General features: G+C 25.4%; 21 protein-coding genes and 1 other RNA gene. 16 read left to right on the plus strand and 6 right to left on the minus strand.

Annotated elements, in window-relative coordinates; all coding sequences use genetic code 11:
* Positions 1–315 precede the first annotated feature (315 nt).
* Positions 316–3570, plus strand: coding sequence for an SNF2 helicase associated domain-containing protein (locus ACYUCG_RS04325; protein WP_460268184.1), 3255 nt, complete (start codon positions 316–318; stop codon positions 3568–3570).
* Positions 3571–3997: 427 nt separating this feature from the next.
* On the opposite strand, the gene ACYUCG_RS04330 is transcribed toward ACYUCG_RS04325, so the two are convergent.
* Together ACYUCG_RS04330 and ACYUCG_RS04335 are read right to left on the minus strand one after the other, a co-directional pair.
* Positions 3998–5923, minus strand: coding sequence for an FUSC family protein (locus tag ACYUCG_RS04330; protein WP_460268185.1), 1926 nt, complete (start codon positions 5921–5923; stop codon positions 3998–4000).
* Between the two features lie 321 nt (positions 5924–6244).
* Positions 6245–6910: a hypothetical protein gene (locus tag ACYUCG_RS04335; RefSeq protein WP_460268186.1), complete on the minus strand. Its 666-nt coding sequence runs from the start codon at positions 6908–6910 to the stop codon at positions 6245–6247.
* A gap of 141 nt (positions 6911–7051) precedes the next feature.
* Between ACYUCG_RS04335 and ACYUCG_RS04340 the strand changes: the two genes are divergently transcribed.
* Together ACYUCG_RS04340 and ACYUCG_RS04345 are read left to right on the plus strand one after the other, a co-directional pair.
* Positions 7052–8050 (plus strand): hypothetical protein, encoded by a 999-nt coding sequence (locus ACYUCG_RS04340; RefSeq protein WP_460268187.1) that lies wholly within the window; start codon positions 7052–7054, stop codon positions 8048–8050.
* A gap of 270 nt (positions 8051–8320) precedes the next feature.
* Positions 8321–9127, plus strand: a complete 807-nt coding sequence (locus ACYUCG_RS04345; RefSeq protein ID WP_240298505.1) for a cation diffusion facilitator family transporter — start codon at positions 8321–8323, stop codon at positions 9125–9127.
* Between the two features lie 81 nt (positions 9128–9208).
* Here ACYUCG_RS04345 and ACYUCG_RS04350 read toward each other — a convergent pair whose 3' ends face one another.
* Positions 9209–9679 (minus strand): ferritin-like domain-containing protein, encoded by a 471-nt coding sequence (locus ACYUCG_RS04350; RefSeq protein WP_460268188.1) that lies wholly within the window; start codon positions 9677–9679, stop codon positions 9209–9211.
* Positions 9680–9845: 166 nt separating this feature from the next.
* Between ACYUCG_RS04350 and ACYUCG_RS04355 the strand changes: the two genes are divergently transcribed.
* The 5 genes from ACYUCG_RS04355 (at position 9846) to ssrS (ending at position 14197) form a co-directional block, all read left to right on the plus strand.
* Complete coding sequence (locus ACYUCG_RS04355; protein WP_060796076.1) at positions 9846–10349, plus strand: hypothetical protein; 504 nt, start codon at positions 9846–9848, stop codon at positions 10347–10349.
* Between the two features lie 565 nt (positions 10350–10914).
* On the plus strand, positions 10915–13206 hold the full coding sequence (gene helD / locus ACYUCG_RS04360; protein WP_283684203.1) for an RNA polymerase recycling motor HelD: 2292 nt from the start codon (positions 10915–10917) through the stop codon (positions 13204–13206).
* 16 nt (positions 13207–13222) lie between these two features.
* Positions 13223–13480 carry a DUF1292 domain-containing protein gene (locus tag ACYUCG_RS04365; protein ID WP_003449706.1) on the plus strand — a complete coding sequence of 86 codons (258 nt, stop codon included), beginning with the start codon at positions 13223–13225 and terminating at the stop codon, positions 13478–13480.
* 15 nt (positions 13481–13495) lie between these two features.
* Positions 13496–13891, plus strand: a complete 396-nt coding sequence (locus ACYUCG_RS04370; protein WP_003465118.1) for a hypothetical protein — start codon at positions 13496–13498, stop codon at positions 13889–13891.
* Between the two features lie 110 nt (positions 13892–14001).
* A non-coding RNA gene (ssrS, locus tag ACYUCG_RS04375) (6S RNA) lies at positions 14002–14197 on the plus strand.
* Between the two features lie 182 nt (positions 14198–14379).
* Here ssrS and ACYUCG_RS04380 read toward each other — a convergent pair.
* Positions 14380–14568 (minus strand): hypothetical protein, encoded by a 189-nt coding sequence (locus ACYUCG_RS04380; protein WP_139933657.1) that lies wholly within the window; start codon positions 14566–14568, stop codon positions 14380–14382.
* 149 nt (positions 14569–14717) lie between these two features.
* Between ACYUCG_RS04380 and ACYUCG_RS04385 the strand changes: the two genes are divergently transcribed.
* The 3 genes from ACYUCG_RS04385 (at position 14718) to ACYUCG_RS04395 (ending at position 16954) form a co-directional block, all read left to right on the plus strand.
* Positions 14718–14930 carry a GLTP domain-containing protein gene (locus tag ACYUCG_RS04385; RefSeq protein ID WP_139933656.1) on the plus strand — a complete coding sequence of 71 codons (213 nt, stop codon included), beginning with the start codon at positions 14718–14720 and terminating at the stop codon, positions 14928–14930.
* A gap of 204 nt (positions 14931–15134) precedes the next feature.
* Positions 15135–16460 carry a murein hydrolase activator EnvC family protein gene (locus ACYUCG_RS04390; RefSeq protein ID WP_460268189.1) on the plus strand — a complete coding sequence of 442 codons (1326 nt, stop codon included), beginning with the start codon at positions 15135–15137 and terminating at the stop codon, positions 16458–16460.
* A 128-nt stretch (positions 16461–16588) separates the two neighbouring features.
* The gene (locus ACYUCG_RS04395) at positions 16589–16954 is read left to right on the plus strand and encodes a hypothetical protein (protein ID WP_139933654.1); all 366 of its coding nucleotides are present in this window, start codon (positions 16589–16591) and stop codon (positions 16952–16954) included.
* A 74-nt stretch (positions 16955–17028) separates the two neighbouring features.
* Here the strand turns inward: ACYUCG_RS04395 and ACYUCG_RS04400 are convergent, their stop codons facing one another.
* Positions 17029–17682: a TVP38/TMEM64 family protein gene (locus tag ACYUCG_RS04400; protein ID WP_460268190.1), complete on the minus strand. Its 654-nt coding sequence runs from the start codon at positions 17680–17682 to the stop codon at positions 17029–17031.
* A gap of 102 nt (positions 17683–17784) precedes the next feature.
* On the opposite strand from ACYUCG_RS04400, the gene ACYUCG_RS04405 reads away from it, so the two are divergent.
* On the plus strand, positions 17785–18054 hold the full coding sequence (locus ACYUCG_RS04405; protein ID WP_060796067.1) for a hypothetical protein: 270 nt from the start codon (positions 17785–17787) through the stop codon (positions 18052–18054).
* Between the two features lie 237 nt (positions 18055–18291).
* Positions 18292–19275, plus strand: coding sequence for a polysaccharide deacetylase family protein (locus ACYUCG_RS04410; RefSeq protein ID WP_060796066.1), 984 nt, complete (start codon positions 18292–18294; stop codon positions 19273–19275).
* A 43-nt stretch (positions 19276–19318) separates the two neighbouring features.
* Here ACYUCG_RS04410 and ACYUCG_RS04415 read toward each other — a convergent pair whose 3' ends face one another.
* A complete protein-coding gene (locus tag ACYUCG_RS04415; protein WP_060796065.1) occupies positions 19319–19618 on the minus strand; it encodes a hypothetical protein in 300 nt (99 codons plus the stop codon).
* Between the two features lie 141 nt (positions 19619–19759).
* Here ACYUCG_RS04415 and ACYUCG_RS04420 point away from each other — a divergent pair, with 141 nt between their 5' ends.
* The 3 genes from ACYUCG_RS04420 to ACYUCG_RS04430 are packed head-to-tail and all read left to right on the plus strand — an operon-like array spanning position 19760 to position 21254.
* A complete protein-coding gene (locus tag ACYUCG_RS04420; protein ID WP_283683180.1) occupies positions 19760–20407 on the plus strand; it encodes an alpha/beta hydrolase in 648 nt (215 codons plus the stop codon).
* Positions 20408–20453: 46 nt separating this feature from the next.
* On the plus strand, positions 20454–20897 hold the full coding sequence (gene msrB / locus ACYUCG_RS04425; protein WP_139933652.1) for a peptide-methionine (R)-S-oxide reductase MsrB: 444 nt from the start codon (positions 20454–20456) through the stop codon (positions 20895–20897).
* A 57-nt stretch (positions 20898–20954) separates the two neighbouring features.
* Positions 20955–21254, plus strand: coding sequence for a DUF6483 family protein (locus ACYUCG_RS04430; protein WP_060796062.1), 300 nt, complete (start codon positions 20955–20957; stop codon positions 21252–21254).
* Positions 21255–21262 lie beyond the last annotated feature (8 nt).

Below are 21262 nucleotides of genomic sequence, written 5' to 3' on the forward strand. Positions count from 1 at the left end.
TAGATTTCGCTAAGAATTTATAATCATTACTCCGAAGATATTACTAAAGCTTCGAAACTTGCTTCGCTTCGAACAGTCTCAGCTTTTTAACGTAATATCTTCTCCGTAATAATTTAAATTCTAAAGCTCATCTAGATATTCTCTTCATATTGTTTATAAGTCTTATTAAAAGCTAGTTTGATACAGTCTCATTTTTATTTTTTTTATTTTACTTAAAAATAAGTTTTGTAAAAAGTAAAGTTAACATAGTTTTTCAGAGAAAATAAATTTATGTTATAATTATAAGATATGAAGCACTTAAATAGAGGAGTAAATATGTTAGTTGAAGATTTATTGTTACAAAGGTTTAAAGAAGAAACTACAGGAAGAAATTATGCTAAGGGACAAAGAATAATAAATAACGATCTTGTGGAGTCAGTAGAAATAGAAGACGAGGAAGATTTAGTAGCTGTTAATGGAATAGTAATTTCAGAACAATTATTTAGCAAATATAGTACTAAATTAGAGATAGATATTAGAACTAGGGGGATTTTATCAACATATTGTACCTGCACTGATTATGAAAAACATGAGTTTAGTAAGGAAAATTATTGTTGTAAGCATTTAGTAGCAACTTTTTATAAAGCTTTAGGGGATTTAGCTAAGAAAAAAGAGTTTGAAGAAAATAAAAACTTATTTTCTAAGAAGAAAGAAAATAAAATTTTAGATTTAATTCTTCAAGAGGAAACAGATAAAGAAGAGTTGAAAATAGAGGTTTATATAAATAAAAATGAGTGGAGTAATAGCATATTAGCAGAGTTTAAAATAGGAACTAAGTCCATGAGTTCAAATAAACTTTATATATTAAAGGATATTGAACAATTTTTAGTAGCTTACTATAACAGAATTCCTATTAAATATAGTAAGGTTTTTACTTTTGATATAAGGGAACAAAAGTTAAGTACTAAGGATAGGGAGTTAATAGAGTTTATAGAAAGCTTAAAAGAGATAGAAAAGCCAATAAAAAGCTTCTTAAGAAACAGAGATACATTTATAGATGGTAAAACCATAAAGATACCTAATTATTTAGTAAGAGATTTTTTTCGTGTTATAAAAAATCATAGAATTTATTTGAATGAAGGATTTTTTTATAGAGCAGTAGAAAGTGAAGTGCTTTTTGAAGAGGTTCCAATAGATTTTTCTCTAAAGGATTCAAAAAATAATTTTGAACTTAGCTCCTTAAATGGAATGCCTAAGGTCTTAGGGGATAGAGCTGATGTATTCTTATATGGAACTAATATATATATTCCTAAAAAAGATTTTTGTTATAAAATAAAGAATTATTTAGATATATTTTCAGAGGGAAAGGTTATAAAGATTGATAAATGTGAAGAGGAAAGAGTATTTAGAAAATTAATACCTTCCTTAAGAGATTTAACTGAGAATGTAGTTCTTTCTAAAAATATAATGAACAAGACGGTTTTAGAGCCTGTAAAATTTAATTTTTACTTTGATAAAGAGGGGAAAGAAGTAACTTTAACCTTAAAAGTAAAATATGGTTCTTATGAATTTAATATATTTGATGATTGCAAGGAAAAAATAATATATAGAGATATAAAAAAAGAAAAAGAGGTTATTGCCTTAATTGAGAGATTTAGCTTTGAAGAGATAAATAAAAAGTTTTATTTCTATTTAGGAGATGAATATATATTTAGCTTTTTTAAGTATGATGTATGCAGATTACAAGAGTATGGAGAAGTATATTATTCAGAAAACTTTAAAGGTATAAAAAGTTTAGGAAGCAAGGGAATAAAGGGAGACATTAAACCAGGAAGATATAATTATTTTGAGTTTGACTTTAAAATAGGAGATATACCTAGTGAGGAAACAAGAGAAATACTTAGAGCTTTTAGGGAGAACTTAAAGTTTTTTAAACTTAAAAGTGGAGAATTTCTTGATTTAGAAGAACTAGAATTAAAGCAATTTTTAAAGTTATTAGATTCAGTGGATAATGGAGATTTAGAGAATAATAGCCTAGAAATAAATAATAGTAGGGCATTATATATAGCTAATTACATAGAAGAGAATGGTATTAGATATATTAAGGGGAAAAAGAAGTTAAATGAATTGAAAAGTAAATTTAAAAATATAAATAAACTGTCATTTGAAGTTCCTAAGGATCTTAAGGCTGAGCTTAGAGAATATCAGAAGTTTGGATACAATTGGCTTAAAACTTTGGAGCATTTAGGCTTAGGAGGAATTCTTGGAGATGAAATGGGACTTGGAAAAACACTTCAAGCAATTACCTTTATTCTTTCTAATAAGGGAAAGAAGACACTAATAGTAGCACCAACTTCCTTAATATATAACTGGAAAGAAGAATTTAATAAATTTGCACCTAATTTAGTTGTGGAGGTATTAAATGAAGGAAAGGATAAGAGAGAAGAAGCTTTAAGAGATATAGAGAGTAAGGATGTAATTATAACTACCTATAACTTATTAAAAAGAGATTTAGAGGAATATAAGAAGATAAATTTTGATTATTGCTTTATTGACGAAGCTCAAGCTATTAAGAACCCAGATTCTCAAAATTCTGAAGCTGTTAAAGAGGTCAATTCAGAATATAAATTTGCTTTAACTGGTACTCCTATGGAAAATTCTCTTATGGAACTTTGGTCAATTTTTGATTTTGTAATGCCAGGATATCTTTATGATAGAAAAAGATTTACTGTTAGATATTATAAAAAATTAAATGAAAGTGAAGAAGTGTTAAGTGAAATACATAGTCTTATAAAACCTTTCATACTAAGAAGAAAGAAAAAAGATGTTATAAAAGAATTACCTGATAAGATTGAAAAGATGCACTTAGTTGATTTAGGAGAAGAGCAGAAAAAGGTATATTCAATATATGCTAATAATGCTTTATCAATTATGGAAAAGAAACAGGATGCAGAGGAGTTTAATAAGAGTAAAATAGAAATATTATCTTATATAACTAAACTTAGACAATTAGCCTTAGATCCTTCTGTAACAATAAATGATTATATGGGGGAAAGTGCTAAAATAGAGGCTTTAGTTGAAATATTAAATCAAGGAATAGAAGAAGGGCATAAAATTCTTGTGTTTTCACAGTTTACTTCAGTGTTAAAAAACATAAGTAGTAGACTTAAGGAAGAAAAAATTTCTTTTAGTTACTTAGATGGAAGTGTTTCATCTAAGAAAAGAATAAATATGGTGAATGAATTTAATGAAGGTGAAAACTCAGTATTTTTAATAAGCTTAAAAGCTGGAGGAACAGGACTTAACTTAACTTCAGCAGATATTGTAATTCATTTTGATCCTTGGTGGAATCCAGCAGTAGAAAATCAGGCAACGGATAGAGCACATAGAATGGGACAAAAAAATGTAGTAGAGGTTATAAAATTAATAGCTAAAGGAACTATTGAGGAAAAGGTAGTAGCTCTTCAAGAGGAGAAGAAGGAATTGATTTCTAAGATTATTGAAGAGGGAGAATTAGGAGCAGGAAGTACATTTAATACCTTAAGTGAAGAAGAGTTAATTGATTTATTCAAAGTAGATTATTTAGGTTAATAATAAATTATAAGATAATAAATTTAGGTGATTTAAGAAACGCTGAGCTTTAGTATATAACTAATAATAAAGTAGTTAAACTTGTATTGGAATATTAGGTATATAGTTAATAATTAGCCCTATAAATAATTTAAAATAATAAAGTTTATTAATATAAAAAAGAGCTTATATGAAAATAGCTTATGAATAAAACTTACAAAGATTAAAAAAATCATTTTTATTAATTTGAAAAATTAGATTGTAAGTTTTATTAAGCTTCATATAAGCTCTTATATTTTTATAAAATTAAGATAATATTATTAAGTTATAGTTTAATTTTATATGTGTTTATAATTCAATCACATAAATAAGTTTTTTGTTTATCTCATTATAAGTTTAATTCTAGTTATTTTTAAAATGAGATAGTTAATTAAAAAATAAGTTTTAATTAATATATAAACCCATTAGAGGCAGGATTATAAATTACTTTTCTAGAGTAAGGACAATTAATAAGGGAATCAACTGTTGAGTCTAATAGGTTTATTATATCTATTAATGAAGCCTTCTCTTTAAGGGAATATTGCAATTTACTTTTAAGCTTAATTAATTCATCTTTATTTATTCCACATACCAATCCTAAATCTTTTTTTAAAAGAGTATAATAGCTTAAAGAAGCAGTAATATTTTCAGTTAAGCATATTAACCTATTTATATCCTTATCTTTTTTTTGAATATTTCTAAGTGTAAGCTTGTTACACATAAGCTTTATATGGATGGTTAAATTTATTATTTCCTCTTCATTTTTTGAAGGATTTTTTATTAGATCTTCTGCTAATATATTTACATATTTTATTAATTTAAGGCTTAATTCCTTTAGTCCTTGATCTAAGTTATAAGGAAATAAAAATTTATTAGCTAAGAAGGTTATTAATATACCTAAAACTAAATAAAAAACTCTAAAAATAGCTAAGGTATTAACTCCATAGCTAAGAGATGCCATGCAAATAGCAGAGATGGCAGTAAAGAGAGAGAGCTTATAATAGCTTTTAAACCCATAGGTTAGATATAGGCTACAAATTAATATAATAATATGAACAATTTGGCTTTGAAACAAGTTTAAAGTAACAATTACAAGGAAAATAGCTAAAAGATTCCCTTTTAACCTATCTTTACTTTTATTTAAGGTCTCTTCATAATAAGGTTGCATTATTGACATTATAGTTATTCCAAGCCAACTCATTTTAGTAAAATCAAATACATAGCTAAGAAGTAGCACAAGGCTTAAAGTTAAAGAGATTCTTAGGGCAAAATTAAGTTTTATTGTTCCAAAATGAAGAGAATCTCTAAATTTAAATTGGTTTTTATCGGTATTTTTCCATAAATCATAGCTTTTATATCCTTCTCCCTCTTCAAGAGTAGTCATATCAGCTAAATATAAATAAAGATTGGTTACTGAAATAGATAAGTCATGAAAAAAAGTGAGTTGATCAGGTAGATCTTCATGAAATCTATTTAATCTATACAGTTGTTTATCTATTTCATAATAAGAAATCTCATCATTTAAATATAATCTTAAAATATTTATAGATTTTTTTAATTCCTTTAAAAATGATTTAATTAGAGGACTGTTATAATTAAGTTTTGAGTATAGCTTATTTAGATTATATAAATCTAAGTTTAAGTTTTCTAATATTATATATATTTTAAATTGAATACTGCCTAAATTATTAGTTAAAATTTTTCTCTTTCTTGTAGTATAAAGGTTATAACAAATAGTAGTAAGTTCTTTAGAGATAGATTGCTGCAAATCTGAATTATAACTTTTTAAAATAAGGTTATCCACTTGGCTTTCTAATAAAAATAGAGATTTATTTATATTATCTTTTATTAAGGATTTATAACTTAGCTTGTTTAAAAATAAGTGAAAGATTATTATTAAACTAAAGCCAAAGAAAATAGATAATAATCTTCTAGGTAAGCCTTGAAAGTCTACCTTATAAAAATAAGTAAATACATATAACATTAAGAATGGTTTGTATAATAAAGGGGTGTAGGCAACTGAGAGCTTATAAGCTATGAAAAATATGGTGAAGAAGTTTATTATAATTCCTAATAAAAAATGGTTTGATGCTAAAAAAGATAGAACAACTATAAAACAATATAAAAATAAAAGTCGTATAGTTTTTTCTAAGGGATTTATTTTAAAATTTTCTTTTAAAAGAATTGAGGAGGTTAAAGCTATTGGATATGCTAAGATTGCATTATTTATTCCAAAGAATATCCAAGAGGCTAAAAATGTTAAACAGGCAATTGTCCCTTCCCGTTTCATTGAATCCACATCTAAATTGTATTTCTTTATAACTTTATCAATCATAAACATCACCTAAACTAATATATAATAAATCTATTATTCCACTTAATATATAAATTTATGTTAGAAATTAAAAAAAGGCATTTATCAAAATACCTTTTGATAAAACTTATAAACAATATGAAGAGAATATCTAGATGAGCTTTAGAATTTAAATTATTACGGAGACGATATTACGTTAAAAAGCTGAGACTGTTCGAAGCGTAGCAAGTTTCGAAGCTTTAGTAATATCTTCGGAGTAATAATTATAAATTCTTAGCGAAATCTAGTAATTCTCGGAATATGTTTATAAGTTTTATTATTATATTTTGATAAAGCCATTTTTTAGTTTAGGTTTGGAAAGATTGAGCTAAGTAATGGAATAGTACCATTAAATACTATTACTATTTTATTATTTTCTACGTTTATAGATTTTATTTGAAGATATTTTATTATATCCTTAAAAGAAAGAATTATATCTCCATTATTTTTATCAAAGGAAAGTATTGAATTATCTTTTAGGTTTTTAAAGATAGTATCCTTAGAAATATCAATAAAACCAACTTTTCCTTCTTTATAGTGGAATATTCCTTTACCATCCTTGCTTTGAGCTGTAAAGGTAAGTTTTCCTTGGAAAGGTATATCTTTATAGTTTATATCTATATAAATATTAATATCATCATTTTCTATATCCACTTTTAATCCTGTAAGATCTTTTATTGCATCAGGTTCTTCACGTAAAGCTAGTATAAATAAATCTGTCAATTCAGAATCAGAAAATTCAGTTGTAGAGCTAACATTTATTTCTTTTAAAGAAAGATTTATATTGTTAGGAAGGAACTTTTTTATTAAATTCCAATCATTAAGTTCTATGTTAGAGTTTATTGAGGTTACAGGTATTTTAGGAGCAAAATATGATTTATAAACTGTTTTTACTCCAAAAAAACAAGCTAATATTAAAATTAATATTGATAATACAACTATAAAAAGTTTCTTTTTCTTTTTAGTCATGTTAATTATCTCCCATCTATAAGAGTTTATTAATTCAATTATAAACTAAATTAAGTTAAATTTCACTTGTTTTCAAATGAAAGTAACAGATAAGGAAACAGAAGATAAAATAATATTATAACTATATAATTTGGAGTTAATATGCTTGAGAATAATAATGAAAAAATAATAGATTACAAATTAGGTGATGTTACAGGTGATGGTATTAATGACGAAATTTACATTATGTCTTGTGCCTTTAACCAATGTTTAAATAGACACTGGTTAGTTATTAAAGAGGGGAATTCGAAAAAAGTTTTAAATCATGAATTAACAGAAAATAATTATAATTTTGAAGTTTATTTATTACACTTTAAGGATCCAAATAAATTAGATATATTTATAAGATCCATAGGCGATTGTTTTGGAGGATGTGTTAAAGGCCAAATTCTTACTTATGAGGGAAATGAATTAAAGGAAATATTTAATACAAATGATTTTTATGAGGAGAATAAATTAAGTGCTTTTTATAGAGATGATTATAAAGTTGAAGTATTTAATTATGAGAGAAATAAAAAATATATTATAGATATAAAAGAAAATTTTAAATATTATCTGGATTTTGTATATTACGGAGATGGAAAAGTAAAGGAAGGAAAGGAGAAAGCAAATATAAGTAGTGTATGGGGATGTAATGCATATTATCCTATTGGAAGTGAAGTTGCTAATATAAGCATTATACAAAAGGTTATTGGTCAAGCTTCTACAGATGATATATGTTTAATTGAAAGTAAATTAAGGTGGAAAGATAATTCTTTTAAGGTAATTGATCAAATGATAAATTTAAAAGGAAATTTTATAAATCAAAATAATAGGATTAAAGAAATATATAAAACACAAGATTTTTCAATTGATACAAGAAATTTTGGTGAAAAGGATTGTGAAAGTTTAGTGAAAATCTATAATGAGTTTGTAGAATTTAATTCATCATCATCAATATATTGGTATTACTTAGCTAAAGTACAGTTATTAACAAAAGACTTAATTGGAGCTTTAAAATCAATAAATATGAATTTAAGTTTTCAATATCCATATCCTTCAAAGGAAAAAGCACTAATATTAAAAGAAAATATTGAAAATAGTCTTAGGTTAAATAAATAATTATATTTTTAAAGTAGCTTTCTGATATGAAATAGTGATTAAAATGTTTTATACTAAATTCTATACATGGAAAAGATAATGCAATAGTGTCATATATAAGACTTATTAGTTAGTGAATTTTCTTAAAAAAAACCATAAAATAATTATTAGAAGGTTTATTTTGAGGTGAAATTTATGGAGACGGAAAGTTATTTACTTAAGATATCTACATTAGGAACATTGTTTTTTGCTGTGTTAGGAATAGCATGGGGATGAACTGTAAAATCAGAGATGATTTTATTTGATGGAATGTACTCTTTGGGTGGTGTAATTTTATCATTACTAGCCTTAATAGGAAGTATTTATATAAATAAAAAAGATTATGAGAATTATCCCTTTGGTAAAAGGATGATAGAACCTTTAATAGTAATAATTAAATCCTTAGCAATTTTTATTATGTGTATATATTCACTTACAGGATCTATTAAAGAGTTAATAACTGGTGGCAATGAAGTTCAATATGGGTATGCCTTAATATATGCCCTAATATCAACTTTAGGGTGTGGAATTGCATATTTTTTCTTAAAGAAAAAAGGAAAAGCTATTAACTCAAGTTTAGTAAATATAGAAAGTAGTCAATGGTTAATGGATACTTTATTAAGCTTAGGAGTTTTAGTAGGATTTTTAATAGCCAATATACTTCAACATACAGAGTTTATTTGGTTTAATAAATACTTAGACCCATTAATGGTTATTATTTGTTCATCAGTATTTATAAAAATGCCTATAAAATCTTTTAGTGATGGATTAAAAGAAATTTTAGAGTTTAAGGCTGATGATAGTATAACTTTAGAAATAGATAAACTTGTAGAGGGAATAGAGAGAGAATATAACTTTGAAGAGGCGATTACAAGGGTATCTAAAACTGGAAGTGATTTAAGAATAGAAATAGATTTTATATATAATGAAAAATCTAATATTAAAGCATTAGATGAAATGGATAGGTTAAGAGAAAAAATATTTAATTCTTTATCACATATAAATTATGAAAAATGGCTAAATGTATCCTTTACTAAGGATAAAAAGTGGGCTATATAAAAGCTTAAATTAAAACTTATAAATATTATGAGAATATATTTATAAGTTTTATTTATAGACTATTTATATAGCCTAGTTTATTTAGAAAAAGTTAGCTTGGTGAGGGCTTGAATACTCATTTAATTTTTTACTAAGCTCTTCATTTTCTTGTATCATATTTTTTACTAAGTTAATTGATTCTTTGTCTAATTGATTTTCTTTTTCGTGTAAAAATTTTTGAAACATAATTATACCTGTCTTAAAAGCTTTTATGCTTTCTTCTAGAATTTCACTATCTGTATCAGCTGTAACAGTTTTTATATTGTAAATAGCTTCAGAAGCTTTTCCTAGAATGCCAACATTTGAAGCTGGTGAATCACCAAGAGCAGATATTTTACTTGAAAGTTCGCAGGTTTCCTTAGAGTAAAGCTTTATAACATCATTAAGTAAATTTTTTAAGTCATTAGACTTACATTTTTTTTCGTAACGTTTAAAAATATCGATTCCCATATAAAGTCCCTTAAGATTATCGTTTAAAGCTTCACTAGGAGTTCTATCTGTAATTTTTTCCATGAATATCACCTCTAATTTATTTTGTCCTTTTATAAAAAAATAATTAGAAAAATTTATTTTAAATAAGAAATTTTTAGGTTTATATTAATATTTTAAAATAGTGTCCCAGTACACATTTATTAATCATATACTATATTAATATTATGTAAAGGGGATGTGTTTTTTTATGGGTTATTCAGATTATGGGTGTAATAGGTATAAGACTAGTATGAATTATATAACTGAGGTTAAGTTTGATGAGAGAGCTGATGGAGATGATATTCCTATATCTATAGATTCTAAAAATCCAACTTTAATGCTTGAAGTTGGATTTGATATAGTAAATGCAAGTGATATTATATGGTTGCATGGAGTTGTTGTATTAGATCATGAGTATGAATCAGATATAGAAGATGGGGAAGATGGAAGAGAAGAGGATAATGCTAATATAACTATAGTTATTCAAAAGGTATCTTCCTTAATGAAAGATCCAAAACCTATATATACTCTAGAAGTTGATTTAGCTCCACGAAGTGATGATGTAGCAATACCATTTTCTCATATTTCAACTGAGACAGAAATACTTCGTGATGTAAGATATAGAGTTGTAGTTTATTCTGATCGAATGAATGAAGAAGATGTTGATATAGAAGGACCAAATACACTTATGGCAATTAGATTTACAAAGTAGCATAACAAATAATAGATTTAATAGAGGGGCTGTATAAAAATATAACAAATAAAAGTTATTTTGATACACGCCCTTTTTAATTTTGAAATACTTTAAAAATTTTGGTATGAGTTATTTAAAGTTAAAATAATTTAGATGAATAAGTATTAAGTTACATTATTTAGTTTGTTGATTTTAGAGTATATTAATAGATTTTGTAATAGAAAATATAATTGAACTTAATAATAAAATCTAATATAATTAACAATATGATGTAGGCAAGTTATAATAATAACTTTATGAAGGAAAATAAATTGATTATACCTAAAAATATGTTCTATCTTTAATATGATTTTAGCTAAATGGATTAGGATTATAGAAGAATTTAATTGATTAAAACATATTTCGCGAAATAAAGGTGTAAAAGGACTTACATTGTTAGTAAATAATAATGAAGTAGTCTTTTACACCTTTTTTAAGGTGTATTCTAGAAATTAATATTTTTTGTTTTATAACTATATTTTTTTATTATTTATGATTTAAATGAGAAATTAAATGGGACTATTTAGTGAGGGAGGTATTTATTATGAGTGATAATAAGATTTTAACTTATGAGAGAGAAGTCCTTTCAGAAACTAAAAGGTGGATTGAAAGTGAAGAGGAAAGATTAGAAGGTGAGAAGTTAAAAGCCAATGAAAAACTAGATGCTTTAAATAAGAAATCTAAGGGGGCCTATGATCCAGAGATAGAAATAGTTAAGAAGTCTGTGGACTTTTTATCAAAGGAAGAAGAAAAATTTAAAGAATCTTATAATAAGCCATACTTTGCAAGGATAGATTTTAGGGAATATAGAAAAGATTTTGAAAGTTTTTATATAGGTAAATGCGGACTTGGAGATATGCTAGAAGGAGAAGAAAAGGTAATAGATTGGAGAGCACCACTTGCTGATCTTTATTATAGTGGTACTCAAGGAGAAGCATATTATAAGGCACCTATTGGGGTTATTGAGGGTGAGCTTAGCTTAAAGAGAAAATTTCTTTTTGATGATGAGCATAACTTAAAGGAATGTTTTGATGAGGGAATTAATGAAATTATTTTAAAATCTGGTCTTGATGAAGAAGGGGATGGGTTAATAGACGAATTCCTTAGAATTAATTTAGAAAATAGCACAGGGACTAAATTAAAGGATGTAGTAGCTACCATACAAAAAGAGCAGAATGATATAATAAGAGCACCTAAAAATTCACCTTTAATAATACAAGGGTCAGCAGGTTCAGGAAAAACCACTGTAGCTCTTCATAGACTAGCTTATTTATTATATAGATATAAGGAAACCATAACTGGAGAAGATATTTTAGTTGTAGCACCAAATAAAATATTTTTAGATTATATTTCTGAAGTATTGCCTAACTTAGGAGTAGATAAGGTTGAGCAAAAAACTTTTGAAGAATTAGCCTTAAAAAAGTTAGGTATGAAAGGTAAAGTTATAACTAAGGATAAAAAATTAGTAGAAATTTTAGAAAATGATTTAGAAAAAAATAAATATATAATGAATGATAGTAAAATAAAAGGTTCTATATTATTTAAAGAAATGTTAGATAGATATATTCAAATTCTTGAAAGAGAAGATAGTGATATAGATAATATAAGAATTTGTGGATATTCAGTTTTTGATTCAAAGGAGATAAAAAGATTATTTTTAAAAGATTTAATAAAATATCCTGTTAACAAGAGAAAGGATGAAATCAAAAACTATTTTTCTAAAAAATTAGGAGAAAAGGTAAGTAAAGTTTTAGATAAGGTTGATTTTCAGTATGAGTATAGAATAGCTAGACTTAAAAAAAGCATGGAAGATTCTAAAGAAAGAAGAGAAAAACTTATAGAGCTTTATGATGAAAGAGATAATCATAAAAAGGAAATAAAGAAATCGGCTAAAAAAGAATTTAATGAATATTTTAATAGATGGAAGGGTATAGATACAACTAATGTTTATAAAAATTTCTTTGAAAACAAGGAGATTTTTAATGAAGTAACAGCAGGAAAAATACCAGATAAGTTGGCTGAATATATGAGAGAAAATTTGGCTAATAATATAGATAAAAAAATAATAGATTCAGATGACTTAGCAGCTATGCTTTATTTAAAATTTAGAATAGAAGGAATAGAGGAAAGCAGCTTATTAAAACATATTGTCATTGATGAGGCACAGGATTATTCTATGTTACAGTTATATGTTATGTCTATGATGGCTTCAGGAAAGTCTTTAACAATAGTTGGAGATATTGGTCAGGGAATATATTCATTTAAAGGCATTAATGATTGGAAAGAGGCTATTAAATTAGTTTATGATGAAAATGCAGAGTATAAGCATTTAAGCCAAAGCTATAGAAGTACAGTAGAAATAATAAATTATGCAAATAAGGTTTTAGTTAAACAAAATACCTATGAAGAGCCAGCAAAGCCAGTTTTAAGACATGGAATGGTTCCAGAGGAAATTGAGTTTAATAATGCAAAAGAATTTTGTGAAAGATTAGATAACATAGTTAAAAAAGTAAAAGATGAAGGAAAAACTTCAATAGCTATAGTTGGTAAAACTCTTGATGAATGTAAGAAGATAAGAACTTTAGTTAAGAAATATTCAAATTATGACTTTGAATTAATTAAAGATGATCAAAAAGAGTTTGATTTGAATTTAATAATTATACCATCATATCTTACTAAAGGATTAGAATTTGACTGTACTATAGTTTATAATTTAAATAAGGAAAATTATAATGATAATGAAATAGATAAGAAACTTCTTTATGTAGTTTTAACTAGAGCATTACATTATGAATATATATTTTATAAAGAGGAAAAATCACCTTTAATAGGTTGATTTAGGAGGAGAAATAATGGAAGAAAAACAAATAATGGCTTTTAGAGATGAAGAGGGAAATAAAGTTGAATTTGAGGTTGTTGCTAAAATATATTTAGGAGAAAAGAATAAAAAAGAATATATAGTTCTTTCACCAGTAGAGGGTAACGGAGATGAAGCGGATGACTTTGTTTTTAGAGTTGATAAAGTAAATGATTCAGTTGAATATAACTTAGTTGAAGATGATGAAGAATTTAGATTAGTAAAAAAAGAATATAAGAAGTTATTATACTAAAAAGAGGTAAATATTATGGAGAAGTATAGAATAATAAATTTTTTATCTACTAATGGATTAACAGAAATAGAGGAAGTTTCTTCAGAAGAGAACAGATTAGCTCTTAAATTTTATTATGATTTTGAAGATGTAGAGATACAAGGAGCTAAAGCTTGTGCAAATGATGAAACAGATTATGAAGAAGATAGTAATCCATGGATTGTGGAAGGTGTTATTCCATATTTAGATGATATTGCAACAGATAGTGTTGAAGAGATTTTAGAAGAAGTTATGGAAGACTTTGAAATAATAGCTAAAGCTGAAGGATATGAAATAGAAGCTAGCAATTATTCAGGAAAACAGTTTTTAGCTGTGTTCTTACCAGAGGATGAAGAACTAGAAATAGATGATATTTTAGATGAATTAAAGTAGTTTTAAGAACTGTTTAAAATTAATGCTTAACTAAGCATGGATTAATAGTAAAAATATTCTAAAAATTCAATGTTGATTTTTTTATATCTTGTGTTATAATAAAAACATGATTAATCCTGAGATGTACGCGAAGCTTATTAATTTTAACCTACATGATAAATACGGGATTTGCAAAACAGCTAATGAAATCGGGCTTCAAGTTTTACTTCACTTTTGTGACGGAAGATGATCGAGTTAGTTTGCGTAAAACCCACCTGCGAGAGGCAGGTATAAAATTGTAAGTGTGACGGCATATTTGGGAACATTAATTGAGTTTGTTTAAAGGTTCAACTTTTGTTGAACCTTTTTTTCTTTGACTTTATTTAAACTAACTTTATTTCTAAACAGATATGAAATGAAATATTTATATATAACTTTATATAAATATGTTATTTAAAATATAGTATTTTATTTATATAATTAAAAAAAGTAGCTTAAAGAGCTACTTTTTAAAAAATTGATGTATTTTTTAGCTTTTCTTTCAAAGAGAAGAATTTACTTTCTAGTGAGTCTACTTTTTTAGAATACACTTCTCTATCTTTTTTATTAAGATTTTTACTTAATAAATCATTGTAATAATCAATATCACCCATTAAGGATAGAATTTCTAAGGTATAGTCCCAAGCAGATTTACTCATAAAAAACCTCCTAAGTTTAAAATCTAGTAATAGTATAGATTTTAATGCATGGTTTGGTGAATAATTTTAATAATTACTTTAATATATTTTAGTCCATGTGTATAATATAATATGAATAAATTATTAACTAACATAAGGAGTGAACGATTATGAGCAAAGAAATAAGCAATAAAGATAGAGAAAATATAATAAAAAGAATATATGAAAGAATGAAACATGATTTCAAGGAAGAAGAGTTTTATGCTGAAGTTTCATTATCAGAAATGGAAGATAGTATAAAAAAACATTATTTAAATGGAAAGAGTAAATTTAAAACTCTAGAAGAGCTTATAGATAATGAAATAAGAAATGAAAAGTTTTAATTTATAATTAAGGACTATACAAAATCATACTATTTAGAAAATAAGTATGATTTTGTATAGTCTTTTTAAAAGTATAGTTAAGCAAATATTAATTAAATTTACTATATATACTTATTATATTAACAAAATTATTTTTATGGTGTATAATATGTTGATGTGTAGTGTTTTAGTAAAATAATATATTTAAAGAAATAGGTGAAATATATGAACAAGAGAAAATTAACTGCAATTATACTTAGTATATCAATGATTTTTGCAGTTTCAATAAATAGCAATAATATTGTACAAGCTAAGACTACAGAAGAAGCTCAACAAGAAATTGATAATAATAAGAATAAAATAAATGATCTTAAAGATAAACAGAGTGATATAAATTCTGAAAAGAGTAAATCTCAAAGTAAATTAGATGAAATACAAAAAGAAGTAGCTGATAAAAATCAAAAGTTACTTAGTTCACAAAAAAAAGTTGATGAATATAAGGGGAATATTGATTCCTTAAAGGAAAGTATAGATAAACTTCAAGGACAGATCAATGATATTCAAAGTAATATAGACAAGAAGAAAAAGGAAGAACAAGTAAAAGAAGAAATACTTTCAGGTAGAATAAGAAGCGCTTATAAATCTAATTTAAGTAATCAGTTTTTATACATAATGCTTGAATCAAAGAATGTAGGGGACTTTATAAGTAATGTATCAAGCATAAAATATGTGGTGGACACAGACAATAAATTAATTGATGATATAAAGAAAGTTCAAGATGAGTTAAAAAGTGAGGAATCTCAATTAAAAAGCCAAGAAGAAGAATTATCAAGCAAAAAAACTAAGTTAGAAAATGAGAAGAAAGAATATGATACTTTAGTAAGTAAGTATCAATCTCAACTAAATGAATTAAATTCTTTAGAAGAGCAAAAACAAGCTGAGATAAATAGTTTAAGTGAAAAAGAAAGAGCAGTATTAGATGAAATTAATAGTTACGAAGAAGATAATGCTAATCTTAAAGACTATATAAATAATTTAATTAATGAGAAAAAAAGTGTTAAGTTAAATAGTGATAATAATAGTAAAAGTAGTACAAACAATACAAGTAATAATGAATCAAGTTCATCTAGCAATGAAGGAAGTTCAGAGCCAAAGTCTAATTCTTCAAGTGGATTTATGAGACCAGCTCCAGGTGGAGTTACAGATCCATTTGGACCTAGAGTACATCCTGTTACAGGGAAAAGAAGTGTTCACACAGGGGCAGATTTAGGGGCAGCTTATGGGACACCTATTCTTGCATCAAAGTCAGGTACTGTTGTCGAAGCAGGATGGAATACGGCTTATGGTAATATGGTTATAATAGATCATGGAGATGGTACAAGTACTTTATATGGACATTCATCTAGACTTGCTGTACAAGCTGGTCAACATGTATCACAAGGACAAGTAATTGCCTATGTAGGATCAACAGGATATAGTACAGGACCTCATCTTCATTTCGGTATAATGATAAATGGTCAATGGGTAAATCCTATGAACTATATAAGTTAATTTAAAGGGAGTGTATTAAAATTATATTTACAAAGAAAACTATGATAGAATTTCTTTGAAGTTAAATTTTAATATGCTCCTTTTTACTTCATATAATTTAAATAAAAATTTAGTTTGGAGATGATTAGGTGAAAGCTTTAATTTGGGTAGGAATAATATTAGTTGCTGTAGGCTTATTATTTGAGTCAATGTATAAGATAAAAATGGTATTTAAGAATTTTTCTAAAGATAATAATGGGAAAGTGGGAAAGGATTTCAATTTTGACTTTAAAAATCAGTTTAATAATATATCAGTAGAAAAGAGAGAAGAATTTATAAAATCTTTATCACAAGATAATAAGGGTTTATTTAAAGAATACTTAGCTTGTAACAAAGAAGATGAGAATTTATTAAGAGAAAAATTAGATGAAAAACATGTTTTTAATATGTTTAACAGATGGGCAAGACAAAATAATATAGAACCAATAAATATAAGTAACTATAGAAATTTATAAAATGTTTTTATAAATATATAAAAAGATCCAAGGAAGAAAGCTTTCCTTGGACTATTTTTATTTTATAAAAAGATTTAATTCTCTTTTGCTAAATGCTTATTTATATAAATTTTCTTTAAGAATACAGATACTATTATAAATAATATTAATAGACTTACAGATAGATATATACTTGTCTTGTTAAAACTAATCCATTGAGCTCCTAGATTTACAAAAACTAATATACCGGGAATAGTTCCTATTAAAGTACCTAAAGCAAAGTCTTTATATGAGATTTTAGTAAGACCAGATCCATAGCTTATTAAATCAAAAGGAAAAAGAGGAATTAATCTTAAAAGTAGAATCATTAAAAATCCATTATCTTTCAACAATTCTTGTATGTTTTTAAGTTTATCATTTTCAAACTTTTCTACAAAGGATTGACCAAGCATTCTAGAAATAAAGAAAGATATACTTCCTCCTATTAAAGCACCAATACTTGTATATAAAAATCCTCCTCCTAGTCCAAATATACTTCCACCTAAGATTGCTAGTACTGAATCAGGGAAAAAAGTTAATGGAACTAAGGCAAAGGCTATTATATAAATTAGTGGAGCAAAATAGCCAGAACTTAAAATTAAGTTTTTTAAGCTATATAAATTTAATATATTATTCTTAGCAAGGAAAAATATAATACAAACTAAGACTAATATTATTATAGAAATTAAAAATTTATAAAATTTCGTCATTATTAAACCATCCTTTATATTTATTCAGCACTTTTTATTGTAAAATAAAAATATAGAATTGTAAATTTAAATAAAAATATAGTTTTAGTGAGGGGGGATAGGATGATAAATGGAGATTTTATTATGAGTTTTATTGTTGTAACTTGTATTATATACCTTATATATGTATGTTACGGTAAGTACTTAGAAAAAAAGCAAATATATCTTAAAACTTTAACTATATTTTTGATAATAGAAGTCTTAAGAAGGATTTTTATTTATGGAAAAGTCAATAATCGTTTAATAAGTGGACTTTCTTTTATTCAATTAATATTTTTAGTAATTTCAGTAGGAACGTATGGACTTATATATTTTAAGAATAATTTAAGCTAATAAATTTTATGGTGAGGATAAATTCTAGTAATGTATAGTAATAGAGTTTATTCTTATTTTTTATTGGAAAATATAGTTTCATTTGATATATAATAAGATTTGGACTAAAATTAAGTTTCTTATTATTTAAAAAATGTAACTATTTTGAAATGATAAATTCAAAATTTTAAAAGATAATTATTTAAGTGAACAAATGGAATAATTCTAAAATATATAAATTTAACATAGGAGGAAAGAATGAGTAAGGATATTTTTTCTAAAAAAAGAAACTCCAATAAAAATAATTTTTTAAAAATATTTTTAGGAGTTTTAGCAATTATAATATTATTATGGGGTGGAATAAAAGTTGTTACAATGATAGGTAGCAATTCAATTAATAAGGTTTCAAGCAATGAAGGACAAGCTAATCAGGATAAGGTGTTAAAACCTAATCCAGATGATGTTATGCCAGGAATGAATATTACATATGAAGCAGATAAATATGCAGTTGATGCTAAAGAGGTACAAGCAATGGCTAATGATACATATAAAGGTGAGGGTAAGTATGTATTTTTAACTTTTGATGATGGTCCATCTAATTCCACAGAAAAGATATTAAATACATTAAAAGAGAAAGATGTACATGCAACATTTTTCGTTTTAGGAAGTAGTATAGAAAAAGATTCTAAAAGACAAGAGTATTTAAAAGAAGAATTAAAAAGTGGGAACGCAATTGCAAATCACAGTTATAGTCATGACTTTAAAAAATTATACCCAGGAAATAAGCTGAATATTGATTCTTTCATGAATGAGCTTAATAAGACTAATGATATAATGAAGAGCATTTTGGGAGAAGAATTTGATTGTAAGGTATTAAGAATGCCAGGAGGTTATGGAACAAGAAAATATTATAAGGATCCTTCTCTTAAAGAGTTCGATAATATATTACAAGAAAATGGAATAATAAATGTTGATTGGAATGCCTTAGATGGTGATGCAGAGGGAAAACCATATTCTACAGAGGAAATGCTTAATTATGTGAAAAAGACATCAAAGGGAAAAAATCATGTAGTTATTCTTATGCATGATGCAGCAGGAAAAGAAAAAACTGTAGAAATATTACCACAAATAATAGATTACTACAAAAATGAAGGATATGAGTTTAAAGTTATAAAAAATACTTCTAAAGAAGAAAACAATAGTAATCAAACTGAAAACAATACAGGAAAAACAAGTAAATAGTAAAAATAAGAAAACATCATTAGAAAATACTAATGATGTTTTCTTATTTTTTACTTAAATTAAATTTCCATTTCCAAAAAGATTCATTAGTTAATTCATATATGCGTTTCTTTTCTTTATTTGTAAAATCTCTACTAGAAAAAATATCTTTAATTTCCTTTTCAAGTAATTCTAAATAAATTTTTTTATCTTTTAGATCATCATAAATTTCTTTTGAAAAGTCTTCTTCTAAATTTTTTTCCTTTTTTGAATTTCTAAGCCAACTACATTGCTCTTTAAAATGAATTTCAGAGATCATTTTATTGCTTTTTGCTTGAACTTCTTTTATATTATCAATATTCATGAGAACTCCTTTCTAAAAGAGAGATTATATTATATATTCTTCCATTTTATAGAAAATCCTTTGAAAAATATAAATTTTTCTTCCTTGAAAAAATTTAACATATAATTATATAATAGAATTTAAAAAGAAGGTGAGTAAAATATGAATAGTCTTAATATAGAGAAACAATCAATGTGGAAATGTATAACTAAGAATAAATTAATTTGTAATGAAAGTGATACTTTAGCTGTAATATTACCTGGACTTGGGTACACCCTGGATAAAGCACTTTTAGATTATTCTAAACAACTTATTTTAGATTTAAAATTTGATTATTTAGGAATAGAATATGGATTTCAAGTTAGTAGAGAACCTTTTAATAGACATGATGAAAATGATATTAGGGAATTATTCCTTGAAAGTTTAGATGTTATTTTTAGTGCCTTAGAACTTAGAAGAGGAAAATATAAGAGAATTATTCTTATAGGTAAAAGTCTAGGTACAGTATTGCAAAGTAAAATACATAAAGAAATTAAAGAAAATTGTGATATTGATATTAAAAATATTTATTTAACTCCTATCAATGAAACCTTTAAAGAGAAATTAGATAAAGAAGGATTAATAATAACTGGCACTAAGGATACTTTAATATCTTCAGAGAATTTGGAGAAAATAAAATATGAAGGATTAAGAGTATTAGAAATAGATGATGCTGGACATTCATTATGTATAAAAGGAAATGTATTAAAGAGTATTAAAGCTTTAGAAATAATAATTGAAAATATAAAAGATTATCTTGAAAGAATGTAAATATAAAGCATTAAAATAATAATAAATAAAAAATGGAGTGATCATTTTGAAATATACAAAGAAAGAAAAAGAGGAATTACAAAAAATCTTAACTGAGGAAGAATATTATGTTACTCAAGAAAATGGAACTGAAAGACCTTTTACAAATGAATATTGGGATTTTAATGAAGAAGGAATATATGTAGATGTTACAACAGGAGAGCCTTTATTTACTTCAAAGGATAAATTTCACTCTTCTTGTGGATGGCCTGCCTTTTCAAAACCAATAGATAGAAGCATAATAAAAGAAAAGATAGATAAAAGTCATGGAATGATTAGAACAGAAGTTAGAAGTAGATTAGGAGATTCACATCTAGGTCATGTATTTTGTGATGGACCAGAGGATTTAGGTGGATTAAGATATTGCATAAATTCTGCTTCTTTAAAATTCATTCCAAAGGAAGAATTAAAGAAAAATGGATATGAAGAATATTTAGAGCTTTTTAAATAGAGTTATGTATTTTAAAAAAGAGCATATAAAAAAGGAAATAGAAAAGTAGGTGTTTTAATGGGATTCTTATTAAATAATGATGGAGAAAATGATTTTCTTTTAGCTGATACTTATTCAAAGGATGATATTTTTTGGATAACTTTAAGAGGATTAATATCTAAAGGTAAAATTGATGAGGCAGAGGATATGCTTTTTAAAGAAGCAGAGAAAAATCCTTCTATTGAAATATATGAAATAGGAGAAAAAATGTATAACTTGCTAGCTAATAAAAGTGAAGAAGAACTAAAAAAATGTAATTTCTCCAAAGAGGAAATTGATTTAGGTTTAGAAGATTTAAAGAGGTTAATAGAGAAATAGAGCTTATA

This window comes from Clostridium sp. CTA-17 (assembly GCF_054767895.1).